Origin of the sequence: Neobacillus cucumis (genome assembly GCF_016908975.1) — a bacterium.
GTDB classification, from domain to species: Bacteria; Bacillota; Bacilli; order Bacillales; family Cytobacillaceae; genus Neobacillus; species Neobacillus cucumis.
In genome coordinates this window covers 20,489-40,771 of record NZ_JAFBEX010000020.1, presented here as the reverse complement: position 1 = coordinate 40,771, position 20,283 = coordinate 20,489, and the positions used below count along the sequence as shown (strand labels likewise).

The 20,283-nt window shown below is 39.2% G+C and carries 20 protein-coding genes; all 20 read right to left on the bottom strand.

The window, feature by feature from the left end:
• Nucleotides 1-38: 38 nt before the first annotated feature.
• On the bottom strand, nucleotides 39-1,706 hold the full coding sequence (locus tag JOC76_RS22350) for a ribonuclease J (protein WP_205180989.1): 1,668 nt from the start codon (nucleotides 1,704-1,706) through the stop codon (nucleotides 39-41).
• A gap of 373 nt (nucleotides 1,707-2,079) precedes the next feature.
• On the bottom strand, nucleotides 2,080-2,952 hold the full coding sequence (dapA, locus tag JOC76_RS22345) for a 4-hydroxy-tetrahydrodipicolinate synthase (protein WP_205180988.1): 873 nt from the start codon (nucleotides 2,950-2,952) through the stop codon (nucleotides 2,080-2,082).
• Nucleotides 2,953-3,031: 79 nt separating this feature from the next.
• Nucleotides 3,032-4,267 carry an aspartate kinase gene (gene dapG / locus JOC76_RS22340; protein WP_205180987.1) on the bottom strand — a complete coding sequence of 412 codons (1,236 nt, stop codon included), beginning with the start codon at nucleotides 4,265-4,267 and terminating at the stop codon, nucleotides 3,032-3,034.
• A gap of 32 nt (nucleotides 4,268-4,299) precedes the next feature.
• The gene (gene asd / locus JOC76_RS22335) at nucleotides 4,300-5,349 is read right to left on the bottom strand and encodes an aspartate-semialdehyde dehydrogenase (protein ID WP_205180986.1); all 1,050 of its coding nucleotides are present in this window, start codon (nucleotides 5,347-5,349) and stop codon (nucleotides 4,300-4,302) included.
• A gap of 147 nt (nucleotides 5,350-5,496) precedes the next feature.
• Entirely contained in the window at nucleotides 5,497-6,096 is a 600-nt protein-coding gene (gene dpaB, locus JOC76_RS22330; RefSeq protein ID WP_205180985.1) for a dipicolinate synthase subunit B, read from the bottom strand.
• Nucleotides 6,093-6,995 carry a dipicolinic acid synthetase subunit A gene (gene dpaA, locus JOC76_RS22325; RefSeq protein WP_205180984.1) on the bottom strand — a complete coding sequence of 301 codons (903 nt, stop codon included), beginning with the start codon at nucleotides 6,993-6,995 and terminating at the stop codon, nucleotides 6,093-6,095. Before dpaA ends, dpaB begins: the two co-directional genes overlap by 4 nt.
• Before the next feature lie 162 nt (nucleotides 6,996-7,157).
• Nucleotides 7,158-7,397 (bottom strand): YlmC/YmxH family sporulation protein, encoded by a 240-nt coding sequence (locus JOC76_RS22320; RefSeq protein ID WP_205180983.1) that lies wholly within the window; start codon nucleotides 7,395-7,397, stop codon nucleotides 7,158-7,160.
• A gap of 145 nt (nucleotides 7,398-7,542) precedes the next feature.
• Entirely contained in the window at nucleotides 7,543-8,781 is a 1,239-nt protein-coding gene (locus tag JOC76_RS22315; protein ID WP_205180982.1) for a M16 family metallopeptidase, read from the bottom strand.
• Between the two features lie 249 nt (nucleotides 8,782-9,030).
• A complete protein-coding gene (locus JOC76_RS22310) occupies nucleotides 9,031-9,978 on the bottom strand; it encodes a polysaccharide deacetylase family protein (protein WP_205180981.1) in 948 nt (315 codons plus the stop codon).
• A gap of 106 nt (nucleotides 9,979-10,084) precedes the next feature.
• Entirely contained in the window at nucleotides 10,085-12,202 is a 2,118-nt protein-coding gene (gene pnp, locus JOC76_RS22305; protein ID WP_205180980.1) for a polyribonucleotide nucleotidyltransferase, read from the bottom strand.
• Between the two features lie 220 nt (nucleotides 12,203-12,422).
• Nucleotides 12,423-12,692: a 30S ribosomal protein S15 gene (gene rpsO, locus JOC76_RS22300; protein ID WP_024026799.1), complete on the bottom strand. Its 270-nt coding sequence runs from the start codon at nucleotides 12,690-12,692 to the stop codon at nucleotides 12,423-12,425.
• 171 nt (nucleotides 12,693-12,863) lie between these two features.
• Nucleotides 12,864-13,817, bottom strand: a complete 954-nt coding sequence (ribF, locus tag JOC76_RS22295; protein ID WP_205180979.1) for a bifunctional riboflavin kinase/FAD synthetase — start codon at nucleotides 13,815-13,817, stop codon at nucleotides 12,864-12,866.
• Between the two features lie 30 nt (nucleotides 13,818-13,847).
• Nucleotides 13,848-14,768 (bottom strand): tRNA pseudouridine(55) synthase TruB, encoded by a 921-nt coding sequence (gene truB / locus JOC76_RS22290; RefSeq protein WP_205180978.1) that lies wholly within the window; start codon nucleotides 14,766-14,768, stop codon nucleotides 13,848-13,850.
• Nucleotides 14,769-15,016: 248 nt separating this feature from the next.
• Nucleotides 15,017-15,391 carry a 30S ribosome-binding factor RbfA gene (gene rbfA, locus JOC76_RS22285; protein WP_205180977.1) on the bottom strand — a complete coding sequence of 125 codons (375 nt, stop codon included), beginning with the start codon at nucleotides 15,389-15,391 and terminating at the stop codon, nucleotides 15,017-15,019.
• Nucleotides 15,392-15,408: 17 nt separating this feature from the next.
• A complete protein-coding gene (locus JOC76_RS22280; RefSeq protein ID WP_205180976.1) occupies nucleotides 15,409-15,690 on the bottom strand; it encodes a DUF503 domain-containing protein in 282 nt (93 codons plus the stop codon).
• Entirely contained in the window at nucleotides 15,687-18,017 is a 2,331-nt protein-coding gene (gene infB / locus JOC76_RS22275) for a translation initiation factor IF-2 (RefSeq protein WP_205180975.1), read from the bottom strand. Before infB ends, JOC76_RS22280 begins: the two co-directional genes overlap by 4 nt.
• Nucleotides 18,018-18,037: 20 nt before the next feature.
• Nucleotides 18,038-18,340: a YlxQ family RNA-binding protein gene (locus JOC76_RS22270; RefSeq protein ID WP_205180974.1), complete on the bottom strand. Its 303-nt coding sequence runs from the start codon at nucleotides 18,338-18,340 to the stop codon at nucleotides 18,038-18,040.
• An 8-nt stretch (nucleotides 18,341-18,348) separates the two neighbouring features.
• A complete protein-coding gene (rnpM, locus tag JOC76_RS22265) occupies nucleotides 18,349-18,621 on the bottom strand; it encodes an RNase P modulator RnpM (RefSeq protein ID WP_205180973.1) in 273 nt (90 codons plus the stop codon).
• 17 nt (nucleotides 18,622-18,638) lie between these two features.
• Nucleotides 18,639-19,763, bottom strand: a complete 1,125-nt coding sequence (nusA, locus tag JOC76_RS22260; RefSeq protein ID WP_205180972.1) for a transcription termination factor NusA — start codon at nucleotides 19,761-19,763, stop codon at nucleotides 18,639-18,641.
• A 39-nt stretch (nucleotides 19,764-19,802) separates the two neighbouring features.
• A complete protein-coding gene (gene rimP, locus JOC76_RS22255) occupies nucleotides 19,803-20,273 on the bottom strand; it encodes a ribosome maturation factor RimP (RefSeq protein ID WP_205180971.1) in 471 nt (156 codons plus the stop codon).
• Between the last annotated feature and the right edge of the window lie 10 nt (nucleotides 20,274-20,283).

Sequence of the window (20,283 nt, the reverse complement as noted above, 5' to 3'; positions counted from 1 at the left end):
GCTTGTCGCCGAAGTCTAAGCGCCTTGCGCTTTTCTTATTACACTTCCATAATAATCGGTAATATCATCGGTCTTCTTTTTGTTTTTTCGTATAAGAATCGATTTAATTCATCTCTTATTTCTTGTTTTAAGCTTGACCATTCAAAGTTACTTTTAGCTGTATTCCTTTCAACAATGTCACGCACTAATTTTGTAGAATCATCCATTAATTTTTCTGATTCACGAACATAGACAAAGCCCCTAGAAATAATTTCGGGTCCTGCTGCAATTTGCTTTTCCTGTTTGGTCAAGGTGACCACGACAATTAGAATGCCATCTTGAGATAAGAGTTTACGATCACGTAATACAATATTACCTACATCACCCACACCAATTCCATCAATTAAAACATTACCAGATGGGACTTTTCCGGTAATCCCAATACTGCCATCTTTCCATTCAACCACATCACCACGGTCAGGTATGACAATTTGCTCGTCCAAAAGCCCACATTCTAAAGCCACTTTGCGATGGGCCTTCAAGCTTCTAAATTCACCGTGAACTGGAATGAAAAATTTAGGTTTCATCAAATTAATCATAAATTTCAATTCTTCTTGGCTACCATGACTTGATACATGAAGGGTTCGTTTTCCCGAGATAACATTTGCACCGGCCCTAAACAACATATCAATGGTTTTAAATAAAAATACTTCACTGCCTCTAAGAGGGGAAGCGGCAATTAAAACCGTATCGCCCTTTTGAATATTTAAAAGCTTATGTGACTGCTTAGCCATCTTCTGTAATGCTTCAATTGGTTCGCCTTGGATACCTGTCATTAATACGACTATTTCTCGATCCTGATAGTTTTTAATTTCATTAACAGGAATGATTAAATCTTCATCTACTTCTAAATAACCTAAATCGAGTGCGATATGATAGATTCGCTCAAGACTCTTTCCAACAACCGCGACTTTTCGAGCATTCTCTTTAGCAGCATTAAAGATATGCTGAATTCGATTAATATCAGATGCAAAACAGGCTGCAATAATTCGACCTGGAGCATTATAAAAGGCATTGGACATTTCACGTTCAACAATTGTCTCTGATGTTGAGTACCCAGGAATTTCAGCTTCCGTACTATCAGATAATAAGCACAATACGCCTTGTTCGCCAATGGCAGCCATTTTGCCTACTTCAGGTTTATAAAGCTTTGTCGCGCCTTGATCAAACTTAAAGTCACCCGTATAAACAATAATTCCTTCAGATGTATGAATACACACTCCAACCGAATCAGGAATACTATGATTAGTTCTAAAAAAGCTAGCCTGTACCGTGTCTAATTCCACCATCGTGTCCGAATCAACTTCAATAAAATGAGTGGCACCGTAAAATTCTTGCTCCTTAAGCTTAGCGTTAGCTAGTGCTAGGGTAAGTTTGGTCCCGTAAACAGGAACATCCACATGCTTTAAGACATAAGAAAGAGCTCCTATATGATCTTCGTGACCATGTGTTAAAAAAATAGCTTTAACCCGTTCCTTATTGTCCCTTACATAAGTTAAATCAGGAATAACCATATCGATACCAAGCATTTCTTCCTCGGGGAACATTAAGCCGGAATCAATAATATAGATGTCACTATCCACCTCAACAAGATACATGTTTTTTCCGATTTCTCCAATACCACCAAGTGCAACCACCTTAATGGATGTATTCTTTTTCTTTACCAATTTCCGTTTCCTCCTATGCTGACAATAAATAGTAGAGAAGTGAAGAAGCCCATATGTATGAATTTCACTTTTCTATCGCCGACCCAAGATCAGTTATGTTTATTATACTTGATGGAAGAAAACCTTTACAACCATAATCATTTTTTTAAGGCAACAAGGCAATAAGAAAAGTGCAAGCGCCTTGGTCAGCCCCGCCAAGCACAAGACAAGCCGGCTGAAAGGTAGCCTTTTAACCTTTTGGACGGATTGGCTTGTGACCTCGAGGGGCTAGGCGCTTGAGCGGGACAATTCTCGAAGTTAAAATTTATACTTTCTTATCCGTTAAAAAAAGACCAACCGAACTAAAACGTTCGATTGGTTCCTTTTTGGTTCCTTATATACTATTAAGTAAAGCTGTGAGGGTCGTACGTTCTTGTTGTGTTAACCCAACAAGTGGCAGCCTTACCGATCCCACATCCAACCCATTGATTTGTAATGCCGTTTTTACAGGTCCAGGACTAGGGGCAGCAAAAAGTCCTTGCATAAGCGGAAGCAAATGTTGATGTAATTTTGCAGCCTTTGCATTTTCACCATCAATAAATGCTTTAACCATTTCCTGAATTTGGTTACCAATCACATGGGATGCCACCGAAATAACACCGGCACCGCCAATGGATAATACCGGAATTGTTAAACTGTCGTCCCCACTATAGAGGACAAAGTCCTCAGGTGTATTGGAAATAATCCGGGCCATTGCACTTAGATCACCGCTAGCTTCCTTTACAGCGACAATGTTTGGAATTTCAGACAATCGGATGATTGTCTCTGGCTGAATATTGACCGAAGATCTTCCCGGAATATTATAAACCATTAACGGAAGTGCGGTAGCTTCGGCAATAGCTTTAAAGTGTTGATACAAACCCTCTTGGTTTGGCTTATTATAATAAGGTCCAACCGCCATAATTGCATCGACACCAAGCGACTCTGCCCTTTTAGTTAATTCAATTGAGGCATACGTATTATTACTTCCCGTACCAGCGATGACTGGAATTCGTTTTTTTACAACTTTTACAACATGATCAAATAGAGCCAGCTTTTCTTCTTTGGAAAGGGTTGGGGATTCTCCTGTCGTACCTGCAATCACAAGGGAATCCGTGCCATTATCAATTAAATAATTAACTAATTGAGTGGTTTTACCAAAGTCAATATGCCCATTTTTATCAAAAGGCGTTACCATTGCTGTTGACACTCGCCCAAAATGAACCATTTTAGTACTCCTTTCAATACATCAGATTGAATCCGATGTATCGCATCATTCCATTTAAAAACTTATTTCTTTTCTAAGCTTAGAGATTATAGTCAACTGTTTCTTCCTCTAATTGAAAGGCATCATGCAAGGAATTAACGGATTTAACTAAGTCATCTTGTTTTACCAGTACCCAAATAGTTGTATGGCTGTCTGCAGATTGTAAAATACGAATTCCGTGATTTGATAGGGCAGTTACGATTTTAAAAGTTACCCCTGGTACTCCTGCGATCCCCGCGCCAACCACTGAAACCTTTGCACAATGGCGCTCCACAACCGGTTCATGACCTAATTCTTTTAAAACTTGAATTGCCCGATCGGTCATTTCATCTGTTACCGTATAAACCACACCGTTAGGAGAAATATTGATAAAATCTACACTTATTTTTTCGTTCGCCATGGCTTTAAAGACTTCGGCCTGTAGATTATATTGATCCTTTTTAGCATAGACCTTTAGTTGTGTAACATTTGAAACATGTGCTATCCCTGTTACAGTTCGTTCTTTTATATCACTGCCACGATTTTCTTTACTGATGGAGGTAACTAAAGTTCCTAAAGAATCCGAATAGGTGGACCGAATCCGAATCGGTACTTTTGCCTGCATTGCAATCTCCACCGCTCTTGGATGAATAACCTTAGCTCCCTGATAGGCTAGGTTACATACCTCAGTATAGGTCACAACAGAAAGCGGACGGGCATTTTCAGCAATACGCGGATCGGCTGTCATAATGCCCTCAACGTCTGTAAAAATGTCGATCCATTCAGCATTCAAGGCAGCTCCTAATGCTGCAGCCGAGGTGTCACTTCCACCGCGACCAATCGTGGTAACATCTCCATTTTTTGCAGCTCCTTGAAATCCAGCTACAACAACGACATCATTCGTTTCTAATTCTCTTAGGAGTCTATCACATTTCATTTCCATAATCTTTGCATTTGTATGATCATTATTGGTACGGAATCCTGCTTGTGCGCCTGTTAAAGCCGTGGCATTGATTCCGCTCTCCAATAACATATTAGTAAAGATAATGCTTGAAATAACCTCTCCACAAGATAAAAGAAGATCATGTTCCCGTTTTGAGATTTTGCTTAGGTTGCCGCCAATTAATGATAATAGTGTATCGGTTGCATAGGGATCTCCTTTTCTTCCCATTGCAGAAACCACCACAACAACCTTATACCCTTCACTTAATGCTTTTTCAATATGGCCTTGAGCATGCTTTCTGCTCTCTTCATCCTTAACAGATGTTCCGCCAAATTTCTGCACAATAATTTTCATGTAACACCAAACCCTGCCTTTATCATGTAGCTTTATTTAACAAGACCTAATTCTACTAACCTTTCTGCTATTTGAACAGAATTCCAAGCAGCTCCTTTAAGTAAGTTATCTGAAACAACCCACATATGGAAGCCGCGGTCCTCATCAATGTCTTTTCTAATGCGACCAACAAAAACATCATTCTTGCCTACACAATTTGCTGGCATTGGATATACTTGATTTTCTGGATCATCTTGTAAGATAACACCTGGTGCATCTTTTAATAATGCCTTAATTTCTTGTGCGCTAACGCCTTCTTTTTCCACTTCAAAATAAACAGATTCTGAATGTCCGACAGCAACCGGAAGTCTTACACAAGTTGCTGAAACTTGTAGTTCAGGTAAATGCATGATTTTCTTTGTTTCATTTATCATTTTCATTTCTTCAAATGTATAGCCGTTATCTTGAAACTTATCAATTTGCGGAATCGCGTTAAATGCAATTTGATAATGATTTTTGTCAGAACTTACTGGTAAAATTTTAGGCTCAACGGTTTCTCCAGCAATAATAGATTTTGTTTGTTGCATTAATTCTTCCACTGCTGAAGCGCCGGCACCAGAAACTGCTTGATACGTAGACACAATGATTTTTTTCAAACCAAACTGTTGACGAATAGGCTCTAGAGCCACAACCATTTGGATTGTAGAGCAGTTTGGATTGGCAATGATACCGTTATGCTGATGCAAATCGGCTTCGTTTACTTCCGGTACTACTAATGGTTTATCCGCATCCATTCTAAATGCACTAGTGTTGTCCACGACGATGGCACCACGTTTAACAGCCTCTGGAGCAAGCTCCTTGGAAACATTTCCTCCAGCACTAAATAAAGCTATTTGAACTCCTTCAAAGCTTTCAGGCTTTGCTTCTTGAATAGTTATTTCTTGTCCATTTACCTCTACAACTTTACCAGCCGAACGAGCGGAGGATAATAGGGTAAGCTTACTAATTGGAAAGTTTTCTTTCACTAATGTTTGGATCATTTGTTGTCCTACTGCTCCTGTTGCTCCAACAACCGCAACGTGAAAACCTTTTTGCTGACTCATTTTTCTAGTTCCCCTTTCAATCCTACAATACAATAGTGGTTATTTCTAATTATTACATCAGAGAGGGTTGACCCCTCTGATGAAAGATTAATTTATTTTAACATATTCTTATTCAGAAATAACCCTTTTTGCCGAAAGTGGGGAAATTTAGTCGGAATCTTTATATCTCTCCACTAATACTGGTTGAATTTGTCTACCTTCCAGGGCTGCTTCTACAGTTTCTGAAAGCAGAGTCATTCTGGCAACCATAGAATTAGGTTTTTTGACAGGATCATCTTGACCATATGGAATAAAGTAAATATTCTTTGTTGCCATTAGTCTCATTAGATTCACTCCGTTTAAACCTAGAGCATCATTGGTAGAGATACCAAGTACAACCGGTTTTAAATTTCTTAGCGTCGCTTTTGCCGCCATTAATACAGGGCTGTCATTCATAGCATTGGCAAATTTGCTCATGGAAACCCCGGTTAATGGAGCAATAACCATGCAATCTAATGGAATCTTAGGACCTAATGGCTCGGCTTTTACAATCGTATCAATTACCTTATTTCCAGTTAAGTCTTCAATTCTCTGGATCCAATCTTCTCCCTTGCCAAAACGGGTATCAGTATTTTTAACGGTAAAAGTCACAACTGGCATTACTTCTGCACCAGCTTGAACTAATTTTTCTATCTCGGGAAATACGGCATCATACGTACAATGTGAACCCGTAAGACCAAAGCCAATTCTTTTACCCTTTAAACTCATTTTTCTTTCCCCTTTCGCTCTCTTAAATCATCCTGAAGCAGTTGGGCTAGAACATTTGCTAAAATTTGCCCTGCTGTTTTTGGAGCAACAATCCCTGGTAATCCAGGGGCTAGCAGAGCTTTGATTCCCCTTTTTTCGGCATATCTGAAATCAGTACCGCCCGGCTTAGAAGCCAAGTCAATAATGAGGGAATGGGCAGGCAATTTAGAAATAACCATTGCCGTAACAATTAGATGTGGTGCTGTATTAATTAAGATATCAGTATCTTTTACTTCATTTACCAAATCACTTAAATGAAAGGGTGTTAAGCCCATTTCTGTAATCCGTGCCAGATGTTCACTTTTTCTTGCTCCAACCTTTACCTTTGCACCTAGTGCAGCAAAAGTTCTCGCTACACTCATCCCAACTCTTCCGAGCCCTAAGACTGTTACATCTGAACCATGTATGGTAAAGTCCGTATGTTGAATGGCCATCATAATAGTTCCTTCAACGGTTGGGATCGAATTATAAATAGCAACATCGTCCCTTTCAAACAATTGAATAAGGTCTCGCTTTGCTTCTTGGGTTATGCCATTTAAATAAGAGTTACTAATTCCCGAATAAATAGAGCAATGTTCAGGAGTTTTGGCTAAGATGTCACTCGTTAAAATAACCTTTTCATTTGAAAAGATGGTTTCTACCTGACCTTCTAAATTGGTTCCCGGCACAGGTAAAATTAGGGCATCCATATTTGAAAAATCAACTTCTTCGAGCTTTTCCTTGACCGCACCAGTGAAGGCATGATCAAGCTGTTCAAAGCCAATAAGCGATAATCTCGCATCTAATTCGGTTAACCTACGGATGATTTCCAGCTGTCTGGCATCACCGCCAATTACGGCTATCTGCATCCCTGTCAGCATGAAAACTCTCACCTTCTTTTTTTTATAAATCCAACGAGGAATTCCTTTTCTGTTATCACTTCAACATCTTATGTAAGATTACTTCATTCGGTGAGTTTTCCAGTAGAGGAAATTAAAAAAGCCCAAGCAAATGTAATTTTGCTTGGGCGTACACTTTAGTCTCTAGTCATTTGGTATATCAATAATAATCATATCAGATCCTATTTTCCGTATATGTTGCCATGGCACCCGAATTTCCTCTCCTTGTTTTCGAAAACCAAACCATTTAAGTGAAGGAATAAGAAGAGCCTGAATTTGTCCTGTATGTTCATTAATTTCTAAATCCGTTTGTCCAAAAACACCAAGACGTTCTGCCTTTTTCACATCCACAATTTCCTTCCCGCTTAATTCACTTAACCTCATTACTTCCTACCCCCTCTGAAACCTTTTTTATTAGTTTATAGAGAGTGGACAAATTTTAGAATCATAAAATAAAGCGCCATAACGGCACTTAATTTCGTTCAGAAAATACAGAAGAGGTATCCAATTAATGGAATACCTCCTTTGATTATGATATTTTATTTGGGAATTCACCACTCGGGCTTATTAAAGTTACAGAGTATTTGTCAGTAAATAGCGATCTTGCCATGTCATCCACGCTCTTTTTAGTAACAGCATCAATCTGCTCGATAATTTCATCTAGAGAGCGATGGCGTTTTAGAAGGAGTTCGTTTTTTCCATTACGGCTCATGCGGCTATTTGTACTCTCCAAGCTCAACATTAAACTGCCCTTAAGTTGTTCCTTACTATTGGTTAGTTCCTTTTCAGTAATCCCATTTTGCTTTAACTTATCCAGGGTCTCTTGAATCGTTTCGAATAAAAGGTCTAGCTGTTTAGCTCCGGTTCCTCCATAAACAGTCAAAATTCCACTATCTAAGTAAGCAGAATGATAGGAGAAGACCGAATAGGCCAGGCCTCTTTGCTCACGGACATCTTGGAATAGCCGGGAGCTCATACTGCCGCCCAATATATTATTCAGAGTTATTAAACTATAAACATCCTCATGTCCCACCTTCAAACCTTCAAATCCGATACATAGGTGGGCTTGCTCTGTGTCTTTCTTTCTGGAAATTTTATTTACATGGAAATTAGGAATATTTTCAGGAACTTCTTTCGTATCACCTTGGTAAGAACCAAAATAATTTTCAACTTCTTGAATAAAGTTTTCGGATACATTTCCAGCAATGGATATTACTACATTTTCAGGAGTATATCTTTGCTGAATATATTCCTTTAAGGAATCACCTGTAAATGTATTTAAGGTCTCCTCCGTTCCTAAAATCGGATATCCAAGTGGATGATCTTCATATACAGCTCTGCTTAATAAATCATGAACAATATCATCAGGTGTATCCTCATACATTTTGATTTCTTCCAAAACAACATTTCTTTCCTTGTTCAACTCCTCTTCGACAAATGTGGAGTTAAAGAACATGTCAGCTAACACATCTAGAGCAAACTTAGAATGTGTATCAAGTACTTTTGCATAGTAGCATGTATATTCCTTTGAGGTAAAGGCATTAACCTGGCCGCCGATACTATCAAAGGATTCAGCAATTTCCTTTGCTGTTCTTGTTGTGGTCCCTTTAAAAAACATATGCTCAAGGAAATGGGAAATTCCATTTGTAGCAGGATCCTCATTTCTAGAACCTGTTCCAATCCATACACCTATAGCAACCGATCGGACGGTAGGGATATTTTCTAGAACAATTCTTACTCCGTTTTGGCAAGTGTACTTATTAATCATCGATTTCCTCCTGTCTATACAGCGAACTCCTAACAGTGGGTGAACCCTTCTCCACACTGCTCTAACTAATCGGACTTACTTACAGGCAGCTGCCCCCTAGCCCATAGATATTTTCCTTTAAGTTTCTAAAGCTGTTCTCTCCATGTTTATTAAAAGGACTAACTTTTAACGCTACTACTCCAATTATTTATTATACTTATTTAAAAGTATTTTCTCCAATTTCTAGAATTGTTTCCCTTTATTATTTTATTATTTTATTATTCTTTCCTCATCCATTAATTCACTAACCGTACCTATCTGTAAATTCTTTTTTTCAATTAACGTTATGAGCCGATCTAAAGATTTTGCAGTCGATTCTGTTGGATGCATTAGAACCATTGAGCCATTGCCTATCTTCGACATTACACGATTAATTAGAACGTCAGGAGACGGCTTTCTCCAGTCAACCGTGTCGACTGTCCACATGACAGTTTTCATGCCTAATTCATTCGCTATTTTAACCGTCTCATCCCGATAACTTCCGCTAGGGGGTGCAAACCAGACACATTTTTCACCAGTAGCCGCTTCAATAATTTCATTCGTTTTAATCATTTGTTCTCTTGCCTTATCGGCGGTTATTTTGCTCATATCTGGATGGGAATAGGAATGATTTCCAACCTCATGACCAGCACTTACAATCATCTTAGCAAGTTCTGGGTTATTTTTCGTCCAATTTCCCTCAAGAAAAAAGGTAACTGACACATTATGCTTTTTTAATGTCGCAAGCATATCGGATAAATATTCATTTCCCCAAGCTACATTAATAATGAAGGAGACCATTGGTTTATCTGGATGACCTTTATAAATAGCTGTAGGTTGCAAATTTTTTAGATGGACCTTTGGCTTTGTTTGGACAAACACAAGCTTCTTCTCATCAAATTCGCCTTTTATCTTCATTTTTTTATAAGATGCAGCTATATCCACTTTAATTCCATTATATCCAGGAATAGCCTTCCAAACAGAATCAATCTTGGCATCAGAAGGCGGGACTTCATATGTATGTGCACTTTTGATGATTTGTTGATATAGAGGATCCGTTTGCTTTGTAACGGGAAGTACGGATTCTGTTAATGAAGCTATATATTTTTCAACAAAAGGATTGTTGACGGAAAACCAAGCAGCCAAACAAATGACGATAAACACACTGACCTTCTTCATCTACCATTCCCCCTTCCATACAGATTATGACTAATAGGGACAAGGTAGAACATCGAAAACGGCAAAAGAAAAAGCCAGGTTTTTCCCTGACTTTCCTACTTAAAAATTATTGGTTTTGTTCTGCCTTTTCGCGCTGTTCTTTTAGAACTGCTTTACGTGAAAGGTTCACACGGCCTTGCTTATCAATTTCTGTTACCTTTACTAAAAGTTCATCGCCAATTTTAACAACATCTTCCACTTTCCCTACTCGTTCTTCAGCAAGTTCGGAAATATGGACAAGTCCGTCTTTACCAGCAAAGATTTCAACAAAGGCGCCAAACTTTTCAATCCGCTTGACCTTACCAAGGTACAGTTCGCCTACTTGAACTTCACGAACGATATCTTCAATGATTTTCTTCGCCCTTTGGTTCATTTCTTGATTAGTTGAGGCAATAAAGACCGTACCATCCTGCTCGATATCAATCTTAACACCAGTTTCTTCAATAATCTTATTGATTTGTTTACCACTAGGTCCAATAACATCACGAATTTTGTCCGGATTAATGGTCATCGTTAAGATTTTTGGTGCAAATTGAGAAAGCTCTGTTCTAGGTTCTTTAATCGTGGCAAGCATGGAATCTAAAATATGCATTCTTCCCACTTTCGCTTGCTGCAGGGCTTCCTCTAAAATCTCACGGGAAAGACCTTCAATCTTAATATCCATTTGAAGAGCTGTTACCCCTTTAGCTGTTCCGGCAACTTTAAAATCCATGTCGCCAAGGTGATCTTCCATACCTTGAATATCAGATAAAACCGTATAATGCTCACCTGATTTAACAAGTCCCATCGCAATACCCGCAACAGGGGCCTTAATTGGAACACCTGCATCCATCATCGCTAATGTACTTCCACAAATACTAGCTTGGGATGTGGAACCATTGGATTCAAGTACTTCGGAAACAAGGCGAATTGTATACGGGAAATCTTTTTCAGATGGAATAACTGGTTCTAGGGCACGTTCTCCAAGTGCACCATGTCCAATTTCACGACGACCTGGACCACGAATTGGACCTGTTTCCCCTACACTAAAGGAAGGAAAGTTATAATGGTGCATAAAGCGTTTTTCTTCTTCAATTCCTAAACCATCAAGGATTTGGACATCACCCATTGCCCCAAGTGTACAAATACTTAATGCCTGTGTCTGTCCGCGAGTAAATAAGCCTGAACCATGGGTACGAGGTAAGATACCTACTTGTGATGACAATGGGCGGATTTCATCAATCTTACGGCCATCTGGACGAACCTTTTCAACCGTAATTAAGCGGCGTACCTCACCTTTTACAATTTTATCTAAAATTTGCTTAATTTGCTTCATATCATCTTCTGTAGCTTCTTGTTCTTCGTATTTCGTGATTACTCGGTTTTTTACTTCTTTAATCGCATCTTCACGGGCATGCTTTTCTTGTACTTGAATAGCCTTTACCATATCCGTTTCACAAAGACCTCTTACCTCAGCTTCGAGTTCTTTATCAATTTCATACAAAGTAATTTCCCTTTTTTCTTTACCGATTTCAGCGACAATTTTCTCTTGGAATTCAATTAAACGTTTAATTTCTTCATGACCAAACATGATGGCTTCAAGCATGGTTTCTTCAGGAACTTCTAAAGCACCTGCTTCTACCATGTTAATGGCATCTTTTGTTCCTGCAACCGTTAAGTTTATATCACTTTTTTCCGCCTGTTCCACATTTGGATTAATCACAAATTCATTATTGACACGACCAACAACTACACCCGCAATAGGTCCTTCAAAAGGAATATCTGAAGTACTTAATGCTAAGGATGATCCGAACATGGCTGCCATTTCAGTTGAACAGTCTTGGTCCACACTCATAACAATGCTAATAACTTGTACATCATTTCGGAAACCATCTGCAAATAACGGACGAATCGGACGGTCAATCAATCGGCTCGCCAAGATTGCTTTTTCACTTGGGCGTCCTTCCCGTTTAATAAAGCCGCCAGGGATTTTACCAACTGCATATAAACGCTCTTCATAGTTAACTGTTAATGGAAAAAAGTCGAGGTTCTTTGGTTCTTTTGATGCAGTTGCCGTACTTAAAACAGCTGTATCTCCATAACGTACTAAAACTGCACCGTTCGCTTGTTTCGCTAATTGGCCAATCTCAACCGTTAATTTCCGGCCGGCCCAATCCATAGAATATTCATGTTTTGTTTGTTCCATATTATTACCCCTCTCTAACTAAATCCTTAGAAGGATGATACGAAAGAAAGCCCTCTCGGTTAATCACCAACTAATTCTCACTCATATAAAAAAAGCCTATAAAGCTTATTGTTTAAACCAAATTATTAATAGTATGCACAGAAAAGCCTAGACTTAAAATTATGTATAAAAAAAATGTTTTTTTGCTAACAAAAAAGCGGGAAAAATCCCGCTTCTGTGACTAACGACGTAGACCAAGCTTATTAATTAACACACGGTAACGTTGAACATCTTTATTACGTAAGAAAGTTAAAAGATTACGACGTTTACCTACCATTTTCAAAAGACCGCGACGTGAGTGGTGATCTTTCTTGTGTGTACGTAAGTGCTCGTTCAAATTATTGATTGATTCTGTAAGGACAGCGATTTGAACTTCAGCAGATCCAGTGTCGCTTTCATGAGTTTTGTACTCATTGATAAGTTCGTTTTTACGTTCTTGAGTGATTGCCATCCGGTTCACCTCCTAAAATTTTCATATCCCCTGGTACCGAGCAAGCGTCGGAGACTCGACTTGCCAAGTAAAGGTTCTTTTAATACGTATTTAAGAATACATGGTTTTCCGTCAAAATGCAAGCTAAAACCAAATGATATTGTAAGAAATCCTCAATTCTTGCACCCGAGGTTAATATGATTGTCGATTTTTCTCAAAATAGAGAAGCGAATTTTGTTTATCTTTTTCGATTTGAGCAACTAATTGTTCAATCCCGGCAAATTTTTGCTCTTTTCGGAGATATTGATGCCATTCAATGATGACCTCTTTGCCGTAAATATCTTGATTAAACTCAAATAAATGAACTTCGATTGATATCTGGAGTGATTCCTTATTAAATGTAGGTTTATAGCCAACATTACAAACACCATTATACCAGTTTTGTTCAAGCATTAATCGAACAGCATAAACACCGGTTGGCGGGGTGATATATTCCTGGTAAAGTTCCACATTGGCTGTTGGAAAGCCGATCGTTCTTCCACGTTTATCTCCATGGACAACGATACCAGTTGTTGTGTAGAATCGACCAAGTAGAAGTGGAAGCTCACTTGTCTTCCCTTCCTTCAATAAGTAGCGTATTCTTGTGGAACTTACCTTTTCATCCCCTTCCATAAATTTAGGAACAACGGTATAAGTAAATTGATCTCGGGAATGAAACGGCAGTGTTTCCATATTCCCTTTTCCCATCCGTCCATAGGTAAAATCAAATCCGGCAACTACATGCTGTACATTTAAACCAATTACAAATTGATCAATAAATTCCTGTGGCAAGAGATTTGCAAATTCAGGCGTAAACTCAATAATAAATAAATAATCAATCCCCAATTCTTGGATGATTTTTACCTTTTCCACTAATGGGGTGATATATTGATCATGCTGTGTGTTTTTGCCTAACACTACAGATGGATGAGGATCAAAAGTCATGACCGCACTGGATAAATTGTTTTCTTCTGCTTTAGCCTTGGCCTTTAGAATAACCTGCTGGTGCCCGCGGTGGACACCATCAAAATACCCCAAAGCCATGGCTAATGGAGGTAACTCGATATTTGATAAATTAATTGGGTAACTAAGCCGTATTACTTCCAAGGAAACTCACCTTTTCTATTCCGTACCTTTTTATTCTATTTCATTACGCAATACTTTAACGGGTTTTAGGAGGTCCGGCTTATTTGGGTGTTTAGCATAAATAGCCAGAGCCGTTCCATCATCCGTTTCAGCAATAATTGGTCCGTTAATTGTTTGTAAATGATCTGGTGTTTGTAAAAGGGCACCATTTTTCACTTTCTCTGCTACTTTATCATTAATACGTAATTTCGGCAAATGAGAAAGTGCCATTTCAAGCGGTTTTAATACCTCTGAAATCGTCCCATTATCCATATGTGCTTCTATGTCTTCAAAGGTTAAACAATCCTCTAATGTAAAGCTTGCGGATTGGATTCTTTGTAAATACGACATATGGGCCGGAAAACCCAGTCTTTCTCCTATCATTACTGCCAGAGTCCGAATATAGGTCCCTTTACTGCAGCGAACCTGAAAGCGAAATGTAATGGTCTCTCCTTCAAAATGTTCTCGATCATCGAGAAGTTCAATAGAATATATCGTTACGACCCTTGTCGGGCGTTCTACTTCGATTCCTTTACGGGCATACTCGTAGAGACGGACACCTCCCACCTTAACGGCTGAGAACATTGGCGGGGTTTGTTCAACTTCTCCTGTCAATGATTGCAGTACCTTCATTATTTCTTCTCTTGTAATGACCCGATCAACCTTTTTTCTTTCGACAACCTCACCAGATGCATCCTCTGTGGTCGTTGAGTACCCAATGGTGACTTCTCCCAAGTAGGCTTTGCCTGCATCTGTTATGTATTCTGCTACCTTTGTGGCTTTACCAATACAGATTGGTAGGACGCCGGTAACATCAGGGTCTAATGTGCCTGTATGACCTACCTTTTTGGTTTTTAAAATTTTCCGAAGTCTAAAGACACAATCATGTGAAGTTAATCCTGCCGGCTTAAATAATGGTAAAATACCTTCCATTTAATTACACCTTTCTTATAAAAATTAGGCTGTGTTAAACTAAAATGTTGATTTCCGCTGCAGGCGCTCAGCAAACCCGCGGGCGTGCCGGGGAGCCTCCTCGGCGCTAAAGCGCCTGCGGGGTCTCCCCTGCCCCGTACTCCCGCAGGAGTCGAGCGCCTTCCTCTCCAATCAACATTGTTATAAAATCACTAAGTTCCTTTAACACAGCCCAAAATTAAAAAAGGGATAGACATGATGTCTATCCACTATTTTTCCTCATGCTTTTCAAACGGTTTATCATCATCCGTATGCAATTGGTGAAGAAGGGTTTCAATTCGATTTCCATAATCGATTGATTCATCCCACTCAAAAATAATTTCAGGTGTTTTACGTAGGCGGATACGGTGGCCAATTTCGGTCCGGATAAATCCCTTCGCTTTTGCCAGGCCTTTTAATGTATTCTCCTTTTGTTCGTCATCACCTAAAACGGATATAAATACTTTGGCTTGTTGAAGATCACCTGTTACTTGAACATCAGTGACGGTCACAAATCCGATCCGAGGATCTTTGATTTTCCTGCCGATAATCTCACTAAGTTCTTTTTTCATTTGTTCCCCAACACGATTTGCTCTGTGGCTCATTACATTCACCTCTTAACTTAAAGCCATTCTATCTCGGTGATCGTTCTTTCTATTTCTGGAAAAGAGTCAATTAGTTTTAATGCATTTTGTAATTCCTTTTCTGTGGATGCCCGTGAGGAGGTTACAGCCGCAATGGCAATTTTCGTTCGTTGCCAGACATCTTGATAATCCACTTCTGCAACAGATACATTAAATCGCTGCTTGAGGCGGGTGATGATTCGCTGCAATACCGCTCGTTTCTCTTTTAAAGAGTGGGCATCATAGATTAGGCATTCACATTCGGCTACGCCGACTATCATTTACGCTCGACTTCTTCCATCACAAAGGCTTCAATGATATCTCCCTCTTTAACATCATTGAAGTTTTTAATAGTGATACCACATTCGTAACCTTGTGAAACTTCTTTCGCATCATCTTTAAAGCGTTTTAAGGCATCGATTTGCCCTTCAAAAATAACAACACCATTTCGAATTAAGCGAATTCCGCTGTCACGTGTGATCTTACCATCAGTTACATATGAACCAGCAATGGTACCAACCTTTGATACCTTAAAGGTCTGGCGAATTTCTGCCTGACCAATAATTTTTTCTTGGAATTCAGGGTCAAGCATCCCTTTCATCGCTGCTTCAATTTCTTCGATTACTTTATAAATAATCCGGTGCAGACGGACATCGACTTTTTCAGCTTCAGCCGCACGTTTCGCATTCACATCCGGACGAACGTTAAAACCAATGACAATAGCATTTGACGCTGCGGCAAGGGTAATATCGGATTCATTAATAGCACCAACACCATTATGAATGATTTTAATATTAACGCCTTCTACATCAATTTTCTGTAAGGATGCTGCCACGGCTTCTGCGGAACCTTGAACATCAGCTTTTAAGATAATGTTTAGATCCTTCATCTCGCCTTGCTTCAACTGCTCAAAAAGATTATCCAAGCTGACAATTGATTTTTCACCGCGATGGGCAACTAGTGCTACTTGGGCACGTGCTTCTCCGATTTGACGGGCTGTTTTTTCGTCCTCAAATACGACGAAACGATCCCCCGCCTGCGGTACATCATTCAAGCCTGTGATTTCAACTGGCATAGATGGTCCAGCTTCTTTCACACGGCGACCTTTATCATTAACCATCGCACGGACACGTCCATAGGTATTCCCTACAACGATTGGGTCACCTATTCTTAGTGTACCATTTTGGACTAATAATGTTGCAACAGAACCGCGACCTTTATCTAATTGGGCTTCAATAACGGTTCCTACCGCATTACGGTTAGGATTTGCTTTGTATTCTTCTACCTCACTAACAAGGAGAATCATTTCAAGCAGGTTATCGATACCTTCTCCTGTTTTTGCGGATAGAGGTACAAAAATAGTATCCCCACCCCATGCTTCTGATACTAATCCATGTTCAGTCAATTCTTGCATAACACGGTCCGCATTTGCCGCTTCTTTATCCATTTTATTCACAGCGACAATAATTGGCACTTCAGCAGCTTTTGCATGGTTAATCGCTTCTACGGTCTGTGGCATTACACCGTCATCGGCTGCAACTACAAGAATGGTGATATCGGTAATTTTAGCACCACGAGCACGCATGGTTGTAAAAGCTGCGTGTCCAGGTGTATCCAAGAAGGTTATTTTCTTGCCGTTTTCTACCACTTGGTACGCACCAATATGCTGTGTAATTCCTCCAGCTTCACCTTCGGTCACCTTTGTATTCCTAATAGAATCAAGTAATGTTGTTTTACCATGGTCAACGTGTCCCATAATCGTTACAACCGAAGGTCTTTCCACTAATTCTTCCGCAGCATCTTCTGTAAAATACACTTCAAGATCGGTTGTATCAATTTTGATTTCTTCTTCTACTTCAACACCATACTCACCCGCAATTAATTCAATTGCATCTTTATCAAGTACCTGGTTGATAGTAGCCATTACACCGAGTAAAAAGAGCTTTTTAATGATTTCTGAAGGTTCACGATAGATTTTTTTCGCTAGTTCTCCAACCGTTAAAGATTCACTAAAAGTAATTTTAGCTGGAAGCTCTTTTTCCTTTTTCTTTACAGGCTGTGATTGTTGAACTGGCGTGTGGGTCTTCTTCTTTTTATTATTATTATTGTTATTGTTTCGATTTTGGTTGTTATTATAAGGCTTAGACTTAGCTTTATCAGCATTACTAAACACTTTATTCTCTTTGCTTTGATATTCTTTGTTTTGCTTATTGCCTTCCACCTTCTTTGGTGGTGAGACAACTTTTACCTTGCTAGGTGCTGTGTTATTATCAGCAGCTTCCTCAAATGCTTTAGGTGATTTGGCCTGTACTTGAGGTTTTTGACCGCTTTGAGCCGGTCTTTGATTTTGGCGATTTTGCGATCCCGCTGGACGGTTATTATTATTATTGTTACGATTTTGCTGCCCATTATTTTGTTGTTTGGGCTGTGAAGTACTAGCACCTGCTGCCTTATTGTTAAATGTGGCATCCAGTTTTATTACATCTGCATCTTCTATTGTTGCCATATGATTGGATACCTCGATATTCATTTCTTTTAATTTATTAATAATTTCTTTGCTTGAAATATTGTGTTTTTTTGCGTATTCATAAACACGGATTTTACTCATTTGTTTCACCCCCGCTAGATTTAATCGAGCAACGTTACCAATTTCTTTGCAAATCCATCATCCATAACAGCTACAACAACGCGGGCTTCTTTGCCAATTGCCTGACCAAGAAGATGACGATCTTTTACCATTTTTAAAGGCACATGATAAGAATTACATTTATCTGTAATTTTTTTAGTTGTATTTGCAGATGCATCTGCGGCTAATAAAACGAGTTTTGCCTTATTGTTGCGAATCTCTTTAACGGCAAGTTCCTCACCTGATATGATTTTACGCGCTCGATTGGCTAAGCCAAGCAATGACATCCATTGATTGTCCTTCATTTGGATAGTCAGTTCTCCTTCTCTATTAACTCTAGTAGTTCTTCATAGATGGAATCATTTATTGGTACTTCTAAGTGGTTAGATAAGGTGTTTTTTTTCTTGGCTAAAAGTACAGCTTCTTTGTTCTTTGAAAGGTATGCACCTCTGCCGGATTTCTTTCCAGTCAAATCGATCGATACTTCCCCTTCTTTTGAACGAACGATGCGAACGAGTTCTTTTTTCGGTTTCATTTCACCGGTAGCTACACATTTGCGCATAGGAACTTTTTTCTTCATGTTCACTCCGCCATTCACCTCACCTAGTCATCTAACTCTTCTTCAAAATCAAAATCATTTTCGACTTGATCGTCGAAAAGTCGGATCGTTTCTTCCCGTGGATAAATTCCAAGTTCGCGTGCATCCGTTTCTGACTTAATGTCAATTTTCCAACCAGTTAATTTTGCGGCTAGACGAGCATTTTGTCCCCGTTTACCAATAGCCAATGAAAGTTGATAATCAGGAACAACCACTGTCGTTGCTTTGTCCGCTTCATTAACCATTACATCAAGCACTTTCGATGGGCTAAGTGAATTGGCAACAAACACGACTGGATCATCAGACCACTTAACGATATCAATCTTTTCGCCCTTTAATTCATTTACTACAGCTTGAACACGGGTTCCTTTTGGACCAACACAAGATCCAACCGGGTCCACTTCTGAATTATCGGAATGAACCGAAATCTTCGAACGATCCCCTGCTTCACGGGCAACTGATTTAATTTCAACCGTACCATCATAAATTTCCGGTACCTCTATCTCAAAAAGACGTTTTAATAGTCCTGGATGTGTACGAGATACAAAAATTTGTGGACCTTTTGTTGTTTTTTCAACCTTTGTGATAAATACCTTAATGCGATCATGCGGCTTGTACCGTTCATTTGGCATTTGTTCATTTACTGGTAATAATGCTTCGATTTTTCCAAGACTCACATAAATGAATTTTGAATCAAGTCTTTGGACAATACCAGTCATAATATCTTCTTCACGGTCAATAAATTCAGAATAAATAATGCCGCGTTCTGCTTCTCTTACACGCTGTGTAACGACCTGTTTCGCCGTTTGTGCCGCTATTCTGCCGAAGTCCTTTGGTGTTACTTCCATTTCGACAACATCTTCAACTTGATAATTTGGGTTAATCCGCTGGGCATCTTCTAAAGAAATTTCCAGACGTGGGTCAAAAACCTGATCAACTACCTCTTTTCGTGCAAAAACACGCATAGAACCAGTTCCTAAATTTAAATCGATGCGGACATTTTGAGCCTGATTAAAATTTCGGCGGTATGCTGAAATTAGTGCTGCTTCGATGGCATCTATTAAAATATCCCTGGAAATACCTTTCTCTCTTTCCAGTATTAAAAGAGCATCTAATAATTCGCTGCTCATTTGCTTGTATCCCCCTAATCTTTGTTAATTTATCTTTACCTATGAAAAGGTCACTGCTAAACGTGCACTTGCTACCTTTTCAAATGGAATTTCAATCGACTTTTTACGAGTTTTAATCTTGATCTCAACGATGACGTGTTCACCATTGAATTCAACTAATTTGCCCTCGAACTTATTTTCGCCTTCGATTGGCTCATAAGTTTTGATAAATACATTTTTACCGATGGCCTTTTCAAAATCTTTAGCTTTTTTCAATGGCCGCTCTGCCCCTGGGGAAGACACCTCTAGAAAATAGTTATGTGGAATGGGATCCACTTCATCCAATTTCTCACTCAGCCGTTCACTCACCAAGCCGCAATCCTCGATATCAACACCTGTATCCTTATCGATATATACGCGAAGGAACCAGCTTTTTCCTTCCTTCACATACTCAATTTCCACTAATTCTAATCCAAGTTCTTGAAAAATTGGTGCAGCCAGCTCTTCTACAACTTCCGTCACATTGCTCATGCTTTACCTC